General features: G+C 70.4%; 21 protein-coding genes. 6 read left to right on the forward strand and 15 right to left on the reverse strand.

Annotated elements, in window-relative coordinates:
* Window positions 1-188: 188 nt before the first annotated feature.
* Both AB1673_13250 and AB1673_13255 read right to left on the reverse strand, forming a co-directional pair.
* Complete coding sequence (locus AB1673_13250) at window positions 189-1,043, reverse strand: Rieske 2Fe-2S domain-containing protein (GenBank protein ID MEW6154933.1); 855 nt, start codon at window positions 1,041-1,043, stop codon at window positions 189-191.
* 10 nt (window positions 1,044-1,053) lie between these two features.
* Entirely contained in the window at window positions 1,054-1,335 is a 282-nt protein-coding gene (locus AB1673_13255) for a muconolactone Delta-isomerase family protein (protein MEW6154934.1), read from the reverse strand.
* Window positions 1,336-1,423: 88 nt separating this feature from the next.
* Between AB1673_13255 and AB1673_13260 the strand changes: the two genes are divergently transcribed.
* Window positions 1,424-1,654 (forward strand): hypothetical protein, encoded by a 231-nt coding sequence (locus AB1673_13260; GenBank protein ID MEW6154935.1) that lies wholly within the window; start codon window positions 1,424-1,426, stop codon window positions 1,652-1,654.
* A 29-nt stretch (window positions 1,655-1,683) separates the two neighbouring features.
* On the opposite strand, the gene AB1673_13265 is transcribed toward AB1673_13260, so the two are convergent.
* Complete coding sequence (locus AB1673_13265; protein ID MEW6154936.1) at window positions 1,684-2,445, reverse strand: DUF72 domain-containing protein; 762 nt, start codon at window positions 2,443-2,445, stop codon at window positions 1,684-1,686.
* A gap of 24 nt (window positions 2,446-2,469) precedes the next feature.
* A complete protein-coding gene (locus tag AB1673_13270) occupies window positions 2,470-2,610 on the reverse strand; it encodes a hypothetical protein (GenBank protein MEW6154937.1) in 141 nt (46 codons plus the stop codon).
* Window positions 2,611-2,680: 70 nt separating this feature from the next.
* Here AB1673_13270 and AB1673_13275 point away from each other — a divergent pair, with 70 nt between their 5' ends.
* The 4 genes from AB1673_13275 to AB1673_13290 all read left to right on the forward strand — a co-directional run bounded on the left by AB1673_13275 (window position 2,681) and on the right by AB1673_13290 (window position 5,479).
* Window positions 2,681-3,784 (forward strand): DNA topoisomerase IB, encoded by a 1,104-nt coding sequence (locus tag AB1673_13275; GenBank protein ID MEW6154938.1) that lies wholly within the window; start codon window positions 2,681-2,683, stop codon window positions 3,782-3,784.
* Window positions 3,785-3,824: 40 nt separating this feature from the next.
* Window positions 3,825-4,673: a class I SAM-dependent methyltransferase gene (locus tag AB1673_13280; protein MEW6154939.1), complete on the forward strand. Its 849-nt coding sequence runs from the start codon at window positions 3,825-3,827 to the stop codon at window positions 4,671-4,673.
* 66 nt (window positions 4,674-4,739) lie between these two features.
* On the forward strand, window positions 4,740-5,063 hold the full coding sequence (locus AB1673_13285) for a hypothetical protein (GenBank protein ID MEW6154940.1): 324 nt from the start codon (window positions 4,740-4,742) through the stop codon (window positions 5,061-5,063).
* 20 nt (window positions 5,064-5,083) lie between these two features.
* Window positions 5,084-5,479, forward strand: a complete 396-nt coding sequence (locus tag AB1673_13290) for a DUF983 domain-containing protein (GenBank protein MEW6154941.1) — start codon at window positions 5,084-5,086, stop codon at window positions 5,477-5,479.
* A gap of 16 nt (window positions 5,480-5,495) precedes the next feature.
* Here AB1673_13290 and AB1673_13295 read toward each other — a convergent pair whose 3' ends face one another.
* From AB1673_13295 to AB1673_13315, 5 genes are read right to left on the reverse strand one after another with little or no spacing between them, the layout of a single operon-like run.
* Window positions 5,496-6,839, reverse strand: a complete 1,344-nt coding sequence (locus tag AB1673_13295; GenBank protein MEW6154942.1) for a hypothetical protein — start codon at window positions 6,837-6,839, stop codon at window positions 5,496-5,498.
* Complete coding sequence (locus tag AB1673_13300; GenBank protein MEW6154943.1) at window positions 6,836-7,231, reverse strand: succinate dehydrogenase hydrophobic membrane anchor subunit; 396 nt, start codon at window positions 7,229-7,231, stop codon at window positions 6,836-6,838. Before AB1673_13300 ends, AB1673_13295 begins: the two co-directional genes overlap by 4 nt.
* Window positions 7,231-7,695, reverse strand: coding sequence for a succinate dehydrogenase, cytochrome b556 subunit (gene sdhC / locus AB1673_13305; GenBank protein MEW6154944.1), 465 nt, complete (start codon window positions 7,693-7,695; stop codon window positions 7,231-7,233). The genes AB1673_13300 and sdhC overlap by 1 nt, the downstream gene beginning before the upstream one ends.
* The gene (serS, locus tag AB1673_13310; GenBank protein MEW6154945.1) at window positions 7,692-8,972 is read right to left on the reverse strand and encodes a serine--tRNA ligase; all 1,281 of its coding nucleotides are present in this window, start codon (window positions 8,970-8,972) and stop codon (window positions 7,692-7,694) included. Before serS ends, sdhC begins: the two co-directional genes overlap by 4 nt.
* Window positions 8,969-10,174, reverse strand: a complete 1,206-nt coding sequence (locus tag AB1673_13315; GenBank protein MEW6154946.1) for a YibE/F family protein — start codon at window positions 10,172-10,174, stop codon at window positions 8,969-8,971. Before AB1673_13315 ends, serS begins: the two co-directional genes overlap by 4 nt.
* A gap of 76 nt (window positions 10,175-10,250) precedes the next feature.
* On the opposite strand from AB1673_13315, the gene AB1673_13320 reads away from it, so the two are divergent.
* Window positions 10,251-10,856 carry a class I SAM-dependent methyltransferase gene (locus AB1673_13320; GenBank protein ID MEW6154947.1) on the forward strand — a complete coding sequence of 202 codons (606 nt, stop codon included), beginning with the start codon at window positions 10,251-10,253 and terminating at the stop codon, window positions 10,854-10,856.
* A 7-nt stretch (window positions 10,857-10,863) separates the two neighbouring features.
* On the opposite strand, the gene AB1673_13325 is transcribed toward AB1673_13320, so the two are convergent.
* The 6 genes from AB1673_13325 to AB1673_13350 form a co-directional block, all read right to left on the reverse strand.
* Window positions 10,864-11,760, reverse strand: a complete 897-nt coding sequence (locus AB1673_13325; GenBank protein MEW6154948.1) for a cytochrome c oxidase assembly protein — start codon at window positions 11,758-11,760, stop codon at window positions 10,864-10,866.
* Window positions 11,748-12,107: a cytochrome C oxidase subunit IV family protein gene (locus AB1673_13330; protein MEW6154949.1), complete on the reverse strand. Its 360-nt coding sequence runs from the start codon at window positions 12,105-12,107 to the stop codon at window positions 11,748-11,750. The genes AB1673_13325 and AB1673_13330 overlap by 13 nt, the downstream gene beginning before the upstream one ends.
* On the reverse strand, window positions 12,104-12,736 hold the full coding sequence (locus AB1673_13335; GenBank protein ID MEW6154950.1) for a heme-copper oxidase subunit III: 633 nt from the start codon (window positions 12,734-12,736) through the stop codon (window positions 12,104-12,106). The genes AB1673_13330 and AB1673_13335 overlap by 4 nt, the downstream gene beginning before the upstream one ends.
* A 2-nt stretch (window positions 12,737-12,738) precedes the next feature.
* On the reverse strand, window positions 12,739-14,724 hold the full coding sequence (gene ctaD / locus AB1673_13340) for a cytochrome c oxidase subunit I (protein ID MEW6154951.1): 1,986 nt from the start codon (window positions 14,722-14,724) through the stop codon (window positions 12,739-12,741).
* A gap of 205 nt (window positions 14,725-14,929) precedes the next feature.
* Entirely contained in the window at window positions 14,930-15,949 is a 1,020-nt protein-coding gene (gene coxB / locus AB1673_13345; GenBank protein MEW6154952.1) for a cytochrome c oxidase subunit II, read from the reverse strand.
* Between the two features lie 86 nt (window positions 15,950-16,035).
* Window positions 16,036-17,004 (reverse strand): cupredoxin domain-containing protein, encoded by a 969-nt coding sequence (locus tag AB1673_13350; GenBank protein MEW6154953.1) that lies wholly within the window; start codon window positions 17,002-17,004, stop codon window positions 16,036-16,038.
* Window positions 17,005-17,010 lie beyond the last annotated feature (6 nt).

A 17,010-nucleotide genomic window follows, 5' to 3' on the forward strand; every position in this document is an offset into this window, starting at 1 on the left:
GCCCTCGGCCCCGGCCAACGCCCCACCGCCCTCCGGACCGCCCGCACCCGCCGGCCCCAACCCGGCCGGGCCCGCACCCCCGGCCGGCCCCGCACTTCCGGCCGGGCCCGTACCCCCGGCCGCACCGGCCGGCCCCGCCTCGTCGTGCGAGCGGGACGGTCGGTGGCGACGGAGAGGCAAAGGGGGCCTTACCGGTGGCGCACGGCGACGCGGCCTTCGATCACCCTCACGTCGTAGCCGGGCTGGGGGCCGGTGGCCGGACCGTGCACGACGTGGCCGTCGTCGAGGCTGAACACACTCCCGTGCCACGGGCAGGTCACGCAGCGGCCCTCGACCGTTCCCTCGTGCAAAGGGCCACCGGCGTGGCCGCACACGTCGGATACGGCGAAGACCTCGTTGCCCAGCCGCACGATGAGAACGTCGTCGTCCCCCACCGAGGTGGCCACCGGGCGACCGTCCTCCAGGTCCGAGTAAGAGCCCACGTCGATCCAGCCGTCCTCGTGGTGCTGGAAGGCATGGCGGTCGACGTTGACCCCCCGGCGCCACGCCAGGTGGCCGCCGACGTAGGCGCTGGCCGTGGCCACCGTGCCCCCGACCAAGCCCAACACGACGCCCTTGGCGTGCTCCCCCCGGTGCCGGGCCCTCCACGAGAGGGCGTACAGGCCGACGGCCACGGTGTTGGTGACGGCGTGGACGAAGCCCAGGCGACGGTCCTCGCCCAGGGTGTCGGACCAGTCAGAGAGGCCGGTGGCCGCCGTCGGGACCACGGCCAGGATGCCGGCGGCCACCAGGAACTGGGCACCCGGACGCCCCCGGCGACCCCCGAACAGGTCGAGCGCCATGGCGCTCGTCCAGCACCCGATGGGCAGGTCGGTGAGCAGCGGGTGGAGCGGGTGGCCCAGCCAGGTGCCGCTCAAGGCGTCCTTGGCCGGTCCGTGGGGGACGGTGGAGGCGACCTTCTTGGCCAACGGCTTAGCCACGGTGTCGATCGCCACCGCGCCAGCCAGCTTCTCGATCAAGTCTTCGAGCGGTTGCGGTGCCATGACCCGCGGCCTACCCCGGGCTCAGGGGCAAAGACGACATATCCGCCAATGGCAAGACCTGGAAGTGGGCGAAGTTGTAGACCGGCGACTTGGCCAGCAGCATCTCGAGCTCGTCGTTGGACTCGACGTTGTATATCCACGCCCCGCCGTGAGAACCGACGATGTGGTAGCGGCCGATCACCTTGCCCGACGCCTCCAGGGGCTTGGCGTAGTCGGGCATGGTCAGAACGGTCTTCATCATGTCGGCGCTGAGACGGGAGATCTCCATGCGCCAGATGACCAGGAACTTCATCCGCCCACCTCCTTGTGCAGGGTGTGAAGGCCCCCACCATAGGGCGGGGCAGGGTTCGCAGGCACCGCCCCTGGGCATATACCCGACCATGACAGACCCGAGACTCGAGGACCACATGGTCGGCCTCGAGCTTCAGCTCGTCGAACTTGTCGAGAACAAGCGCCGGGCCGAGGTACAAGGCCGGACCGAAGACTCCCAGGCGATAGAACGCGAGATCGCCGCCATCCATCTCGAGCTGGCCGACGTCGCCGAGAGGATCAGCGGGGCCGACGAAGAAGAGGAGCCATCGGCTCGTCTCTCGGCTCCCCAGGCCGCCTGAGCTCCCGCGAGGGAAACCTCGAGAGCCGATCAGCCGGCCCTCACCGAACCGGCGGTCGGCAGCCGGCCGACGTCGAGGCCCGCCCGCCGGGCCGCTCGCCCGAACATGGCCGCGTCTCGCGGGGCGCAGCCGTTGGTGTCGTTGTTGAAGTAGACGAACACGTCGTCCGCCGAGCCCCACCCCTCAGCCAGGCGTTCCACCCAGCTCGACAGCGCCCGGCGCCCGTAGCAGGGGGCGGGCGCCGCCCGGCCCTCGTGCATACGTAGATAACCCCAAGGGGCGGTACGCCACAACGGGGTGCGCCGGTGCGGGCTGTCGGCCAGGCACAAGGCCACTTCTCGCTCCTCCAGGAGCTCCTTCACCTCGTCGCAGAACCATGACTCGTGACGCAGTTCGACGGCCACCCGGACGGCCGCGGGGAACTCGTCCAGCGTGGCCGCCAACCGGCGGGGGTCGACCCGCAGGTTGGGGGGCAGTTGGATCAGCACCGGCCCGAGCTTGGGCCCCAGATGGCTGGCCCGGTCGAGAAGGCGGGAGACGGGCTCGGCCGGCTCGTCGAGGCGCTTGACATGGGTCAGGTACCTGCTGGCCTTGACGGCGATCACGAAGTCGGGGGGCGTCCGAGCGGCCCACGCCTCGAAGGTGGACGCATCTGGCAGGCGGTAGAAGGCGTTGTTGACTTCGACGGTCGTGAACCGCTCGGCGTAGTAGCCGAGCCAACGCGGCTGAGCCAGACCCTCGGGGTAGAAGCGGCCGCGCCAGGAGGCGTACTGCCAACCCGACGTGCCGATGTGGACGGGGACGGGGACCCCCGGTCAGACGGGTTGAGGGTCGGGGACGGGCGGGTCGGGCTGAGGCTCGGGGACCGGTGGGACGGGGATGGGACCGGGCCCGGGGTGGGGGGCCGGCGGGTCGACAGGCGGGAACGGCGGGGTCGGGGGCACGACGTTCTTCATCCGGGCGCGCCTACCCCGGCGAGCCAGGGTCGAAACCGACGAAGCCGGGGTAGACGACCGCCGAACCGCCATGACCTACCGCCTCCGCCGCAGCGACTGCAACTCCCCTGGCATCCGCCGGCGGCGGGCCGGGCGCGGCTTCACCTACGTGCGCCCCGACGGCCAGCGGGTCACCGATCCCGACCAGCTCGACCGCATCCGGGCACTGGTCATCCCGCCCGCGTGGACCGACGTGTGGGTGTGCCTCGACCCCCGCGGCCACATCCAGGCCACCGGCGTGGACGCCCGAGGCCGCCGGCAGTACCGCTACCACGACCTCTGGCGGGCCCACCGCGACCGGGAGAAGTTCGACCACATGCTCGACTTCGGACGGGCCATGCCCCAGGTCCGCCAGTGCGTGTGGGCCCACCTCGACCAGCCCGGCCTGGGCCGGGAGCGGGTCCTGGCGTGCGCCACCCGGTTGCTCGACCTCGGCTTCTTCCGCATAGGCACCGAGGGCTACGCCGAGGAGAACCAGACGTACGGCCTGGCCACCATGCAGCGCCGGCACGTCACGATCGCGGGCGACCACGTGACGTTCGACTACGTGGCCAAGTCGGGCCAGCGCCGGGCCCACTCGGTGGTCGACCCCGCGGTCGTCGACGTACTGGCCGCCCTGAAGCGCCGCCGGAGCGGGCCCGACGACCTGCTGGTGTGGAAGGACGGCCGGCGTTGGGTCGACGTCCGATCGGCCGACATCAACGCCTACATCAAGGGCTGCGCGGGGCGCGAGTTCTCGGCCAAGGACTTCAGGACGTGGAACGCCACCGTCCTGGCCGCCGTGGCGCTGGCCGTCTCGGAGAACGCCGCGTCCGAGCACGGCCGCAAGCGGGCCGTGGCCCGGGCCATCTCCGAGGTGGCCCACTACCTGGGCAACACACCGGCCGTGTGCCGGTCGTCCTACGTGGACCCCCGGCTGATAGACCGCTTCCGCGAAGGCCGGACCATCCTCGGGGCGCTGGAGGCGGTCGCCTTCGACCTCGGGACCGCCCTCCCTCACGGGCGGACAGAACGGGCGGTCACGGGCCCGCCCTTCACCCCGGTGGGCTGGGGCCCGGTCGAGGAGGCGGTGCTCGACCTGCTCGACGAGGGCCCCGCGGGCCAGCCGGGCCAGGCGGGCCAGGCGGCCGCATGAACCCGACAGAGCAGGCAGCCGGTGGACTAACAAGGTGGCTGTGACGAGCGGGTTCTCATCGCTGGCCCGGCCCGCCCGGCGGGTGGTCCGGACGGTGGTCGAACGGGGCGAGGTCATCCTGCGCGGGCGCCATTCGCTCACCCCACCCCGCCACCTTGTGAAATACGTCGGAGGATCGTTCAAGGAGGTGGGCGAGAGCTTCCTCGGTTACCTCGTCGACCTGGCCGACCTCCGCCCCACGGCCTCGGTGCTCGACGTGGGCTGTGGCATCGGGCGCATGGCTGTGCCCCTCACTCGCTACCTCGGCACAAGTGGCAGCTACCAGGGGTTCGACATCGTCCCGGTGGGCGTCGAGTGGTGCCAGTCGCGGATCTCGCCCCGTTTCCCCAACTTCGAGTTCCGGTTGGCCGACATCTACAACGACCGCTACAACCCGGGAGGCACCATCGCGGCCCGGGACTACGTGTTCGGGTACGAGACCGGGTCGTTCGACGTGGCCATTGCGACGTCGGTCTTCACCCACATGCTCCCCGACGACGTGGGCAACTACCTGCGGGAGACGGCGCGGGTCCTCAGACCCGGCGGGCGCTTCCTGGTCACCGCCTTCCTGATGAACGACGAGGCCCGGGCCGCGCTGGCCGGCGGCGCCAGCGGCGACCTGACATTCCGGTTCGACCGAGGGGACCACCTGGTCGAGCGCGAAGAGGTCCCGTGTGCGGCCGTGGCCTACCCCGAAGACCGGTTCCGTGCCCTGCTGGCCAGCAACGGCCTCCGTGTCATCGAGCCCATCCGGTTCGGGTCCTGGTCAGGACGAGCCGACCACCTGAGCTACCAGGACGTCGTCATCGCCACACCCCTCGCGACTGACGGGCACCGGGCCCGGCAGTAGCCTGCTCCTTAGTGCGTCGAGGCCGCGGCGAAGGCGCCGGTGGCAGGAGCGGAGGTAAGCCAGAGGATGGGTGACCCCGAGTCGGTGAACAGCCGGACGCTGGCCGAGCTGATGGCCGCCTTCGAGCTCGAGGGTTACCGCGGCCAGATGGCAGTGCGCCCTGCGGGGCACGTCGTATGCATGACCTGCCACCAAGAGAGCCCGGCGGCCGAGGTGCAGATCGACGCGCTGGAGCGGACGGAGGGCGCGTCCGATCCGGCCGACATGCTGGCTGTGGCCGCGCTGGTCTGCCCGCTGTGCTCGGCCCACGGGACGCTGGTGATGGCCTACGGCCCCGAGGCCGATGCCGACGACGCCGACGTGCTGGCCGCGCTCGGCGAGATCGACTGATCGCCGGCGCGGCGCGCCTGATGCCCGAACCCGCTCCCGCCCGGATGCTGGCCCGAGGGCTCGTCAAGCGGTGCCCTCGATGCGGGGCCGGCCGGCTGTTCCGCAGCTGGTTCAGGATGAAGGACCACTGCCCGGGCTGTGGGTACCGCTTCGAGCGGGAAGAGGGGTTCTTCCTGGGGGCTTACGTCGTCAACTTGGTGGTGGCCGAGGCGCTCCTGGTGATCCTGTGCATCGCCCCCCTGATATGGCTCCTGGCCACCCGGCCCGATGCCAGCCTGTGGCCGGTGTTCACCGGCGGGGCGGTGGCCGCCGTGATCGCGCCCCTGGTCTTCTACCCGTTCTCGAAGACGATCTGGGTCGCCTTCGAGCTGATCCTGCGGCCCGCGGCGTCGTCCGAGCCCACGGACAACCGTTGAGGTAACCGGTGTGGCACTACGACGGCGACAGGGCCCGCACGAGCAGGTCCCGGGTGGAGGCGTCCTGGGCAAGGACCAGCTCCACGTTGGGACCGGCCCGCACCACCCGGCCCGATCCCCGGGGACCGGTGAACCGGCCGTCGGCCGTCGGGCCCTGACCGCCCCCTGACCATTGCCGGGCCCAGCGGCCGAGGGCCTCGACCAGGCGGGCGGGGTCGGTGCCGGGGTCGGTGGCCCAGCGGTTGGCCAGCCCCAGCGAGTTGCCGCAGCGTACGACTGACAGGGCGTCGCCGTTCCACCCCTCTACGGCCCTGTCGGCATCGGCCAGGGTCAGGTGGGTGTCGAGCACGGCCCGCATGTCGAACTGGCCGACCACGCCCGTGTAGACCTGGGCGCAGCCCGTGGCCGCCGCCAGGTCGGGCATCGGGGGCGGGGACGGCTGCTGGCCGGCCTGGTAGGTGGCGGGGCGCAGGATGTGCTCGGTGGAGGTGGGCGGGTTGGCATAGGCGGCGTCGACGGCCGCGAAGCCGCCGGCCCGGTGGAGGCCCCGCACGAACTCCAGACCCTCCCGGTAGGGGAAGAAGAGCGACTGGCGTACGTACTCGGGCGCCCGCAGGAACGTGCTGATGTCACCGCCTCCCCCCAACGCCGCTGACAGCCGCTCGGTGCTCGTGAGGTGGCGCTCGGCCCACAGTTCCGTGGTCAGTACGGCGTCGCCCTCCAGCAGCGAGCTGTAGGCCGTCAGCTCCTCGGTGCGGTCCTGCTCGTCGAGGGCGATGGTGGCCGGCCCGAAGTTGAACACCTGGTCGGTGAGGGCGTGGACCATCTCGTGGACTATTACCAGCCGGGTGGCCACGTCGAACGCGCCGGTGTCCCCTCCCTCGCCCCCTACGAACAGCTCCCTGGTCTTGGGGTCGTAGTAGCCGAGCACCTGCTCGGCCAAGAGGTCCTCGATGAGCCGCCCGTAGTCGAGGTCGGCGGGCAGCAGGCCCAGCAACTTGAGCGTGGCCTCCACCGCCTCCACCTCGGCCTCGTCGGTGTCCTCGGTGAACGACTCCCGCACGAGCTCGACCAGTTCGTCCTTGGGGACGACCTTGAGGTCGAGCGGGCCGGTCCACTCCAGGCCCCGGACCTCGGCCACCTGGGCCATCAGTTCGTCGAACACGCCCTGCCGGGCGGGCGCGACCGTGGCCCCCGGGCCTACTCCCACGCCCCCGCCGCCGTCGCCACCATCGCGTAGGGCCAGGGCCAGCACGGCCCCGGCCAGCACGACCGCCAGCACGATGGCCAACGCCACCGGCCCCCGCCGGCTCGGAGCTGCGGGAGCGGGCGGGGGCGAGGTGGTGGGCAGCATCGTCAAGCGGGGGAGAACGCCACGATGGTAAAGGTGCCGTACGCGAAAAGGACCGCGCTGGCCCCGTAGAGCAGGCCCTTGACGACCTTGCGGGCCCGGGGCCGGCGCACCGAGTCCTCGGCTACCCAGCGGGCCCCGTTGGCCCCGTGGAGCAGGGCCAGGGCCAGCAACAGCCAGTCGAACACCCGCCACAGGGGGTTCTCCCAGCGCTCGGCCACGAACCGGTAGTCGGTCTCGGCCACGTCGTTGATGATGTGGGTGATGGCGAAGTGGAGCAGGGCCAGGAACACCAGGACGAGCCCCGAGAGGCGCATGAACAGCCATGACCACGCCTCGAAGCCCCGCCGCTGGTGGCCGGGCCCGGGCCCCTGGCCCCGCCCCTCGACCTGGGTGGCCATCAGAACCGGCCCTCCACGAACGGCCACATGATGACGACCGCCCCCGGCACGCCGGCCGCCACCGTCAGGACCACGGCCGCGGTCAGGAGGTGGCGCTCGCGGGCGATGGCCCCCGGGAAGAAGTCGACGGCGATGATGCGCAGCCCGTTGAGGGCGTGGAACAGCAGGGCGAACAGCAGCCCGACCTCGAACAGTCGCAGGACCACGTTGCTGTAGAGACGGTGCACGTCGTCGTAGAGCGACGGCCAGCGCACGAGCGAGACGTCGACGATGTGGAGGAGCAAGAAGGCGAACACCAGGAAGCCGGTGACCCGGTGGGCCAGGAAGGCCCACTGCCCGGGCGCCCCCTTGTAGGTCGTCTGCGCCCGCCGGCGGGGCCAGGACAGCACGAACCCGGCCACGACCATGACCCCGAGGGCCACGACGGCCAGGGCCACGGCGAAGGTCGCCTGGGCCCGGCTCACCCGATCCTCGTCTGGCCCCGCATGTAGGGCTGAAGGACCGGGGGGATGGCCACCGAGCCGTCCGGCTGGCGGTAGGTCTCCACCAGGGCGGCCCACACCCGGGGCACGGCCAGGCCCGAGCCGTTGAGGGTGTGGACGACGGCCGGCGGCCCTCCGGCCTCGGGCCGGTAGCGGACGTTCGCCCGCCGGGCCTGGTAGTCCGAGAACCACGAGACCGACGACGCCTCCAGCCACATGCCGCAGCCGGGGGCGTAGACCTCGATGTCGAACGTCCGGGCCGACGACGCCCCCAGGTCGCCGGCACACAGGTCCAGCACCCGGTAGGCCAGGCCCAGGGCGGCCAGCGAGCCCTCGGCCCGGGCCAACAGGTCGGCGTGGACCTCGGCCGCCTGGCCGGGGGTGGCGTAGGCCAGGATCTCCACCTTGTCGAACTCGTGGACCCGCAGCAGGCCGCGCGTGTCCCTCCCGGCCGAACCCGCTTCCCGCCGGAAGCAGCTCGTGTGGGCCATCAGCCGCCACGGCAGCCGGTCCTCGGTCAGCACCTCGTCGCGGGCCATGGAGGTGAGGGGCACCTCGGCCGTGGGGATGGCCCACAGGTCGTCGCGCTCGACGTGGTAGGCCTCGTCCTCGAACTTGGGGAGGTGCCCGGTGGAGACCATGGTCTCGGTCCGCACCAGCGATGGCGGCCGCACCTCCTCGAAGGCGTCGGCGTTGCGGTCGAGGGCGAGCTGGCACAGCGCCCGCACCAACGCCGCCCCCGCGCCCCGGTAGAGGGGGAACATCGACCCCGACAGCCGGGCGCCCGCCGGCAGGTCGAGGATGCCGAGGGCCGCACCCACGTCCCAGTGGGGCACCCGCTGGTGCGCCCCGTAGGACGCCTCGTCGTAGCCCTCCACCCGCAGGACGACGTTGGACTCCTCCGTCAGGCCGTCGGGGGCGTCGGCCGAGGGCACGTTGGGGATGCGCAGGAGCACATCGCGCAGCTCGGCGGCCGCCCCGGCGGCCTCGTCGGCCAGCACCTTCTCCTCGTCACCCAGGCGCCGGCTCTCGGCCGTGGCGGCCTCGGCGGCCTCCGCGTCCCCGGCCCGCCGAGCCTCCCCCACCTGCTTGGACAGGGCCTTGACCTGGGCCCTGACCGACTCCTGGCGGGCGGTGAGATGGCGCCACCGCTCGTCGAGGGCGGCCGCCTTGTCGAGGGCGGAGGCGTCGACCCCCCGGCGGCCGAGAGCGGCCTTGAGGGCGTCGGGCTCGGTACGGAGCCGCCGGGCGTCGATCATCCCTCGGACGGTAGTCGGGCCGGGGGGCCCGGCGGTCGGGCTTTACTGGCCACCGCCGCGGCCAGGCCGGTGGTGATGGGCACCGACGCCACCAGGCCGATGCTGCCCACGAGCGTCCGTACGATCTCCTCGGCGATCAGGGCCCCGGTAAGCACGTCACCCACCGGCCGGCTGGCCAGCGTGAACAGCAGCAGCAGGGGCAGCGAGGCCCCGGCGTACGCGAACACCAGGGTGTCCACCGTCGAGGCGATGTGGTCGCGGCCCACCCGCATGGCCAGGCGGTAGAGCGCCATCGGCCCGGCTGTCGGGTCGGCGGCCCGAAGGGCCCACACGGCCGACGCCTGGGTCACGGTCACGTCGTTGAGCACGCCCAGCGAGCCGATGATGATCCCGCCCAGCAGCAGGCCCCGCAAGTCGACCTGGGAGGCGCTGATCTGCAGGAATGTGGCCTCCTCACTACCCAGGTTGAAGATCCGGGCCGCGTCCAGGAAGGCCCCGGCCAGTAGAGCGATGATGGCCAGGCTGGCCAGCGTGCCCAAGAGGGCGGTGGTCGTCTTGGCGTTGAAGCCGTGAGCCAGGTACATGACGACGAACATCACCGCCGCCGACCCCACGATGGCCACCAGGAGCGGGCTGCTGCCTTCCAGCATCGCCGGTATGACGAACCTGACGAGCACGAAGAAGGTGACGGCCAGCCCGACCAGGGCGGCTACTCCCCGCATGCGCCCGATGGCCACGACCACGACCGTGAACAGGGCGGCCAGCACCAGCAGGGGGGCCCGCCGCTGGTAGTCGGCGAAGTAATAGAGCGTCCCTTGCACGGGGTCGGTGGCCCGGCCCACGACGATGCCGTCCCCGGTGCGCAGGCTCGGGTTACCCGGTCCCTCGCTGATGTCGAGGGTTATCTGGGACCCCTCGTCGGGGCCGCTGGTGATGCGCAGGGTGGCGTTCTGGCACACCGTCCGGTCCTCGGGCCCGAACATGCACGGCGAACGACGCACGTTCTCGACCGTGGCCGTCTCCAGCTCGACAGCCCCGCCCAGGACCGAGGGACGGTCGGGACCGTCACCCGAGGGCCACAGCAGCACCAGGCCTATGAGCGTGGCCAGCAGGGCGGGGGCGACGGCCGCCACCAGGATGCGACGGACCTTCGGGGGCACGGGGCCCGGGGTCGCCGCTGGGTGGCCATGGTCCCCGGACATCGTGGGATTCTGCCCCGCCCGGCCCCGCCCCGCCGAACCCGACGCCCGGTGGCGGCGGGGGGCAGGATGTCCGGCCATGGACCGTCATGGGTGGGAAGAGCGTTACGCGGCGAGCGAGCAGACCTTCGTGCGAGGCCCGAACCGGCTGGTCGTGGCCGAGGTCGGGCCGCGGGCGCCGGGGGTGGCGCTCGACCTGGCCACCGGGGAGGGGCGCCACGCGGCCTGGCTGGCGTCGGAGGGATGGCAGGTGGTGGCCGTCGACTTCGCGGCCACCGGTCTGGCTCGGGCCCAGGCCCGGGCCCGCGAGGAAGGCCACCGGATCGCCTTCGTCCAGGCCGACGTGCACGCCCTGCGCCTCCCCGCGGGGCGCTTCGACCTCGTCCTGGCCGCCTTCTTCCACCCCCGGCCCCCCGAGCGGGCCGCCCTCTACCGGAGCGTGGCCGCCGCCCTGGCTCCCGGCGGGCGGCTCGTACTGGTCACCTACGACCTGGCCAACCTCACCGAGGGCACGGGCGGGCCCCAAGACCCCGAGATCCTGCTCCAACCGGCGTTGGCCCGAGCCGAGCTGGAGGCCCTCGGCCTGACCGTCACGCGGGCCGACACCGTCAAGCTACGCAGCCCCATGGCCGACGGGACCGAGGTCGACGTGGTCGACGCCGTGGTCACCGCCGTCCGCCCCTAATGGGTCACTAGCGGTTGCCGGCACCCGGTCTCTCGAGCTCGTCGAGCTCGCGCTCCACGTCTTCCCAGACGAGGACGTTGCGGGCCTGGCGTTCCTCGCGTTCGTACCAGCGGAAGAAGATCACGATGATCACCGCCCACAGGTAGAGCCCAGCCCCGATCTTCATGACCAAGCCCGCCACCTGCTGGTCGGTGATGGCGCTGATGCCCCATAGCCGGGGGAACTCCCCGTAGACCTTGTAGAGCAGGCCCTCCCCGAAGGTCAGGAACGAGGCCGGCACGGTGGGCACGATCGTCTGGAGGAACAGGTACAGCATCTGCATCAGCGGGGGTAGGCGGGGCACCTCGGGCAGGGGGCTCACGACCGGCATCCACATCAACAGGGCCGAGGTCAGCAGCACGGCGTGGGCCACGAAGTGCAGAGGGTGGAACTCGACGGTTCCCTCGACGATGAGGGGCCAGTGGCTGAGGACCAAGATGGTGTTGGCCTGGATGAGGTTGGGCACCGGCTTGGCCACCGTCTTGACGGTGCGCAGAAGCCAGGGCGGCGACAGGATGCGCCGGGCCATCCACTCAGGCGTGCCCAGCAGGAAAAGGGGGGCGGCGATCAGGGTCATCAGCATGTGCTGGACCATGTGGGCGCTGTAGAGATAACCCTCGGCCACGTCGTGGACCGGCCAGTCCGAGGCGATGAAGATGGTGAGGACGGCCCCCGCGAAGGCGGTCTTCTGGCGGCGGGTGGCCGCGGGCCGGCCCGTGCGGGCCGAGTAGGCCCGCAGGGCGAGCACATAGGCACCCACCAAGAGGGCCACCAGCACCCACACGTCGGCGTGGAAGTGCCACGCCGGGAAGCCCGCCCGCTCCGCCGTGGCAGGAGCGGTGGCCGCCAGCATCAGCGGCTCCACACCCCGGAAACGGTGAGGACGATGGCGTAGATGGCAAACGCCAGTATCAGGCCGGTGACGAACAATCGCCGGAACAGCCGGCTGTCCTGCTTGAGGTGCATGAACCACAGCACCACGACCCCGAACTTGATGGCCGACAGGACGATCAGCATGACCGTCAGGAGGTCGCCCAGGTCCTCGAAGTAGTAGATGACCACCTCGATGAGGGTGACCACGGCCAGGAACAAGGCGATCTTGATGTACTGCCAGTCACTGAGATGGTGCTGCTCGCCGTCGTGGTCGTCGTGGCCGCCCGCGTGCTCGGCCTCGGGCTCGCCCGCTTCTTGGGAGTGGGTCACGTCGGTCACTTGATCAGGTACACCAGTGTGAACAGGACGATCCAGACGATGTCGACGAAGTGCCAGTAGAGGCCGACCAGCTCGACTGACTCGGCCCGCTCCTTGGGCAGCTTGCCCTTCATGGACAGGCTGTAGAGCGACAACAACATCAGAACCCCGAGGGTCACGTGCACCCCGTGGAACCCGGTGAGGGCATAGAAGCTGCTGCCGAAGAGGCTGGAGCTGAGGGTCACCCCCTCCTGGATGAAGACCGTGAACTCGTAGGCCTGGCCCCCCACGAACGTGGCACCCAAGGCGGCGGTGGTGAGCAACCAGACCCGGCACCGGCGGTGCTCGCCCCGCTGGATGGCAGCCAGCGCCAGCACCATCGTGAGGCTGCTCATGAGGAGCACGAACGTGCTGACCGAGGTGAACGGGATGTCGTAGACGTCGTGGGGGGTGATGGCCCCTTCGGGGTCCTGGCCCTTGTAGAGCAGGTAGACCGAGATCAGCGCACCGAACAGGAGGCACTCGGAGCCCAGGAAGGCCCACATCGCCACCTTCTCGTTGGACAACCCGGTGGTGCTGGGCGGGTGGTTGGCGCCGCCCGCGTCGCCGTGAGCGGCCCCGTGCTCTTCGGTCTTGGTGGGTGCAGCCATGATCAGTCGGTCCCCTGTGAGACGGGAGCCAGCTCGGTCGAGCTGGACAGCTCGGGCTCGGGCTCCTCGGGGGCGGTCGACGGCTCCAGGGCCCAGGCATAGAGGCTGCCCAGGATCCACAGCCCGCCCAACACGCTGACGGGCAGGTACTGGTAGATGAGGCCGTAGCTCAGCACGGGCAGGCCCAAGGACGACACGAGCGGCCAATAGGAGGGCGACGGCATGTGGATGTGCTCGGTGTGGTCGCCGGTGTGGTCGCCGGTGTGGTCGCCGGTGTCGTCGCCTTCGCCACTCCCGGTGCCGGTGGTGGCCTCGTCGCCCGCACCCTCGCCGCCAGGGGGCGGGGGCCCGTCAGCGACGGCCACCGCAGAAGAACGCCGGCCGAGGAGGGCCACGACGTCGGGCGCCATCTCCTTGCGCCTGACGGCCCGCCCGTTCTCGTCTTCCTCGTACTTCTGGTGCCACCAGTCGTCACGGGCGGTGACCACGGGGATCTTGGCGAAGTTGTACTCCGGCGGCGGCGAGGGGATCGACCACTCCAGCGTACGGGAATCCCAGGGGTCCTCGGGCACGAGCGGGCTCTTGCGGGCCTTCCAGACGTTGACCATGAACACCAGCACGGCCAAGGCGATCATGAACGACCCGACCGTGGCCGCCATGTTCCAGAAGTTCCAGCCCATCCCGTCGGGATAGGTGTACACGCGCCGGGGCATGCCCTGGAGGCCGAGGATGTGGAACGGGCCGAACGTGAGGTTGAACCCGGCCAGCATGAGCCAGAACTGCCACTTGCCGAGCGTCTCCGATAGCAGCTTGCCGGTGAACTTCGGCCACCAGTAATAGATGCCCCCGAACAGACCGAAGATCGACCCGCCGAACAGCACGTAGTGGAAGTGGGCGACGATGTAGTAGGTGTCGGTCTGCTGGGTGTCGTGGGGGACGATGGCGTGGGTCACGCCCGACAGCCCACCGATCGTGAACATGGTGACGAAGCCGACGGCGAAGAGCATCGGCGAGGTGGCGCGGATCTTTCCCTTCCACATGGTCGACAACCAGTTGAAGATCTTCACCCCCGTTGGCACGGCGATGAACATTGTCGACGCCGAGAACGCCGACGTGGCCACGGGGCCGATCCCGGTGGCGAACATGTGGTGGGCCCATACCCCCCAGCCGATGAAGCCGATGGCGATACCGGAGATCACCATCACCTGGTAGCCGAACAGGGGCTTACGACTGAACACGGGCAGGATCTCCGAGACCACGCCCATGGCCGGCAGGATGAGGATGTAGACCTCCGGATGGCCGAACAGCCAGAAGAGGTGCTGCCACAGCAACGGGTCGGCCCCCGCCTGGGCGTTGAAGAAGTTGGCCCCGAACTGGCGGTCGAACATGAGCAGGAACAGGGCCACGGTGATGACGGGGAGGGCGAACAGCAGCAGGAACTGAGCCACCAGCGACATCCACACGAAGATCGGCATGCGGAACAGCGTCATGCCCGGGGCACGGAGGTTGATCACCGTGACGATGAGGTTGATGGCACCCGTAAGGGACGCGATGCCCAGGATCTGGAGGCCGAACACCCAGTAGTCCATGTTGTGCCCGGGTGTCAGCCGGCTCAGGGGGGCGTAACCGAACCAGCCCCCGTTGGGTGCCCCACCCAGGAAGAAGCTGGAGTACATGAACAGTCCGCCAGCCAGGAAGACCCAGAAGCCGAAGGCGTTCAGACGGGGGAAGGCGACGTCGCGCGCCCCCACCATCAGGGGCAAGAGGTAGTTGGCCAGACCGGCCGACAGGGGCATGACGACCAGGAAGATCATGGTCGTGCCGTGCATGGTGAAGATCTGGTTGTAGGCCTCGGCCGACAGGAACGTGCTGTCCGGGGTGCCCAACTGCACCCGGAGCATCAGTGCCTCGACCCCTCCGATGATGAAGAAGATGAAGGCCGTGACCGAGTACATGATCCCGATCTTCTTGTGGTCGACCGTGGTCATCCACCCCCACACACCTCGGGGGTCGGTGGGACGGCGCAGCAGCCGCAGGGGGGCCGGGCGGGCCGACCCCGGAGGGGGCGGCAGCTCGGCCGGGCTCGACGACTCGGGCTGGGTGACGATGGCCATCAGAGGCCCCCGGGCCCGTCGAGGTGATCGGCCAACGAACGGGCGTTACCTGCCAGGACGGGGCGGAGCAGGTCTGTTGTCACTGAAGGATCTCCAGATAGGCGATCAGCTTGGTGATCTCGTCGTCGGTGAGGCCCAGCGCAGGCATCTTGGCGCCCGGCTTGACCCCCGGCGGGTTGTCCAGCCACGTCCGCAGGTTGGCCGGGGTCGTGTCGAACATCGACCCGGCGAAGGTGGACCGGCTGGCGAAGTGGGTCAGATCAGGGCCGGCGTTGCCGGTGGAGACACCCGAGATGGTGTGGCACCCGGCACAACCCTTAGCCGTGAACAGCAGGAAGCCATCCTCGGCATCGGTACCGGCCGCGGGCTCGCGGGGCGGGGCCTGCTGGTTGCGCACCCACTCGTCGAACTCGGCGGGCGGAAGGGCGATGGCCCGGTTGCGCATGTTGGCGTGGGACAGGCCACAGAACTCCGTGCACTGGCCCAGGTAGACACCGGGGGCGTCGGCACTGAAGTGCATCTTGTTGGTGCGACCGGGGATGATGTCCTGCTTGCCGGCCAGCGACGGCACCCAGAACGAGTGGATGACGTCGGCCGGGTTGCCTTCGAGGGTGATGGCCACCGAGCGGCCCGCGGGTATGTAGAGCTCGTTGGCCGTGACGATGTCGAAGTCGTCGTAGCGGTACTCCCACCAGAACTGGTGGCCGACGACCGTGACGTTGAGGGCGTTGTCGGGAGTGCGGGAAAGGTCGAAGATGGTCCGGATGGTGGGAACGGCGATGATGAGCAGGACGAGGGCGGGGGCCAGCGTCCACGCCACCTCGAGGCGGGTGTTGCCGTGGACCTGGACGGGCTCGGGGGAGTCGTCGTCGCGCTGGCGGAACTTGATGACGGCGTAGATCGCCAGTCCCTGGACGAGCACGAACACGACTGCGGCCACCCAGAAGACCGGGTTGATGAGGTCATCGGCCTGGCGGGACACCGGCCCCTTGGGCTGGAGCGTGTCCTGGGGGGCGTCTTTGGCGCAGGCGGCCAGGGCCACCAGCGGCAGCACGGCCAGGACGCCGCGCCGCGCGCCCTTTCGTAGCCGCGTGATCACAGTGCGGGGACGCCTTTCGTGAACAGGGGGGCAAGGGTCATCGGACGGTCCCCCACTGTCGTCCGCGAGTACGCCAGGCGTCCAATTCAGGCGACCGTCACCACGCCCTGCATGAGCGGGTGGATGTCACAGCGGAACCAGTAGGTGCCGGCTGCAGGGGCGGTGAAGCGGTAGTCGATCCGGCTGGACGTGATGACCGCTCCCTGGAAGATGGCCAGGCCCGAGAACTCGGGGTTGCGGTAGATGGCGATGTTGTGGGGCACCGAGTCCTTGTTGTCGTAACTGATCACGACCTCTTCGTTGGCCGGGAGGGTGATCTCTTCGGTGTCGAAGGCGATGTCGATCGACGAGACCCGGATGGGGTCGGGGCCGGTGTGGTGGGCGTGGATCTCGCGCTGGCCGATAATGCCGGCGATCGTGCCGCCGACGACCATGAGGGCGGTCAGGACTACCAACCCGGCAAGCAGCGACTTCGACGACATGGCCGGCCTGTAGGCCACCAGGCTGGCGAACCCGAGGATGAGCACGGCGATGCCGAGCGCGGTCCACGTTGCCCCCAGGACGGGCAGGGCCAGCAGGATGCGGGACGTGAAGAACATGACGCTGGCGATGGCCAGAAGGCCCACGACGGGGATGCCGATGGGCATGAGGTTGGTTACCCGCCGGGTGCGGTCGGACGCGACGCTGGCGATCCAGCCGACGGTGGCGAAGGCCAGTAGGCCGATGCCGGGGACGGCGGCCGCCGGCCCGATCACCAGGGCAGCGGTGGACACCCCGGCACCCAGGGCGGCGATGGCGGGCCAGGCCGGGCCTCCGGGGAGGCGCACGGGGGCGATGGGCCGCCAGCCCGGCGCCGGGGCGTCGGCCGGGACGGGGGCCACGAACTCGCCGTCGCGGGCCGTCGTGATGACCACCGCGCCCGCGAGGGCGGCCACGGCCAGAACCAGCCAGAGCGACACGCCGACATGGTCACCGGTCACGATGGCGTACACGACCGCGGCCACGCCGCCGATGGCGACCAGGGGGAGGAAGACCTTTGCGGGCTGGGTGATCATCGGGAG

The sequence above is a fragment of the Actinomycetota bacterium genome (genome assembly GCA_040754375.1).
Classification (GTDB): Bacteria; Actinomycetota; Acidimicrobiia; order Acidimicrobiales; family AC-14; genus JBFMCT01.

Coding starts and splice junctions, on each gene's coding strand:
- AB1673_13335 (MEW6154950.1), bottom strand. CDS start 12,736: ATGGCTGCACCCACCAAGACCGAAGAGCACGGGGCCGCTCACGGCGAC.
- AB1673_13255 (MEW6154934.1), bottom strand. CDS start 1,335: ATGAAGTTCCTGGTCATCTGGCGCATGGAGATCTCCCGTCTCAGCGCC.
- AB1673_13320 (MEW6154947.1), top strand. CDS start 10,251: ATGGACCGTCATGGGTGGGAAGAGCGTTACGCGGCGAGCGAGCAGACC.
- serS (MEW6154945.1), bottom strand. CDS start 8,972: ATGATCGACGCCCGGCGGCTCCGTACCGAGCCCGACGCCCTCAAGGCC.
- AB1673_13270 (MEW6154937.1), bottom strand. CDS start 2,610: ATGAAGAACGTCGTGCCCCCGACCCCGCCGTTCCCGCCTGTCGACCCG.
- AB1673_13315 (MEW6154946.1), bottom strand. CDS start 10,174: ATGTCCGGGGACCATGGCCACCCAGCGGCGACCCCGGGCCCCGTGCCC.
- ctaD (MEW6154951.1), bottom strand. CDS start 14,724: ATGACCACGGTCGACCACAAGAAGATCGGGATCATGTACTCGGTCACG.
- AB1673_13350 (MEW6154953.1), bottom strand. CDS start 17,004: ATGATCACCCAGCCCGCAAAGGTCTTCCTCCCCCTGGTCGCCATCGGC.
- AB1673_13285 (MEW6154940.1), top strand. CDS start 4,740: ATGGGTGACCCCGAGTCGGTGAACAGCCGGACGCTGGCCGAGCTGATG.
- AB1673_13275 (MEW6154938.1), top strand. CDS start 2,681: ATGACCTACCGCCTCCGCCGCAGCGACTGCAACTCCCCTGGCATCCGC.
- AB1673_13300 (MEW6154943.1), bottom strand. CDS start 7,231: ATGGCCACCCAGGTCGAGGGGCGGGGCCAGGGGCCCGGGCCCGGCCAC.
- AB1673_13290 (MEW6154941.1), top strand. CDS start 5,084: ATGCCCGAACCCGCTCCCGCCCGGATGCTGGCCCGAGGGCTCGTCAAG.
- AB1673_13250 (MEW6154933.1), bottom strand. CDS start 1,043: ATGGCACCGCAACCGCTCGAAGACTTGATCGAGAAGCTGGCTGGCGCG.
- AB1673_13260 (MEW6154935.1), top strand. CDS start 1,424: ATGACAGACCCGAGACTCGAGGACCACATGGTCGGCCTCGAGCTTCAG.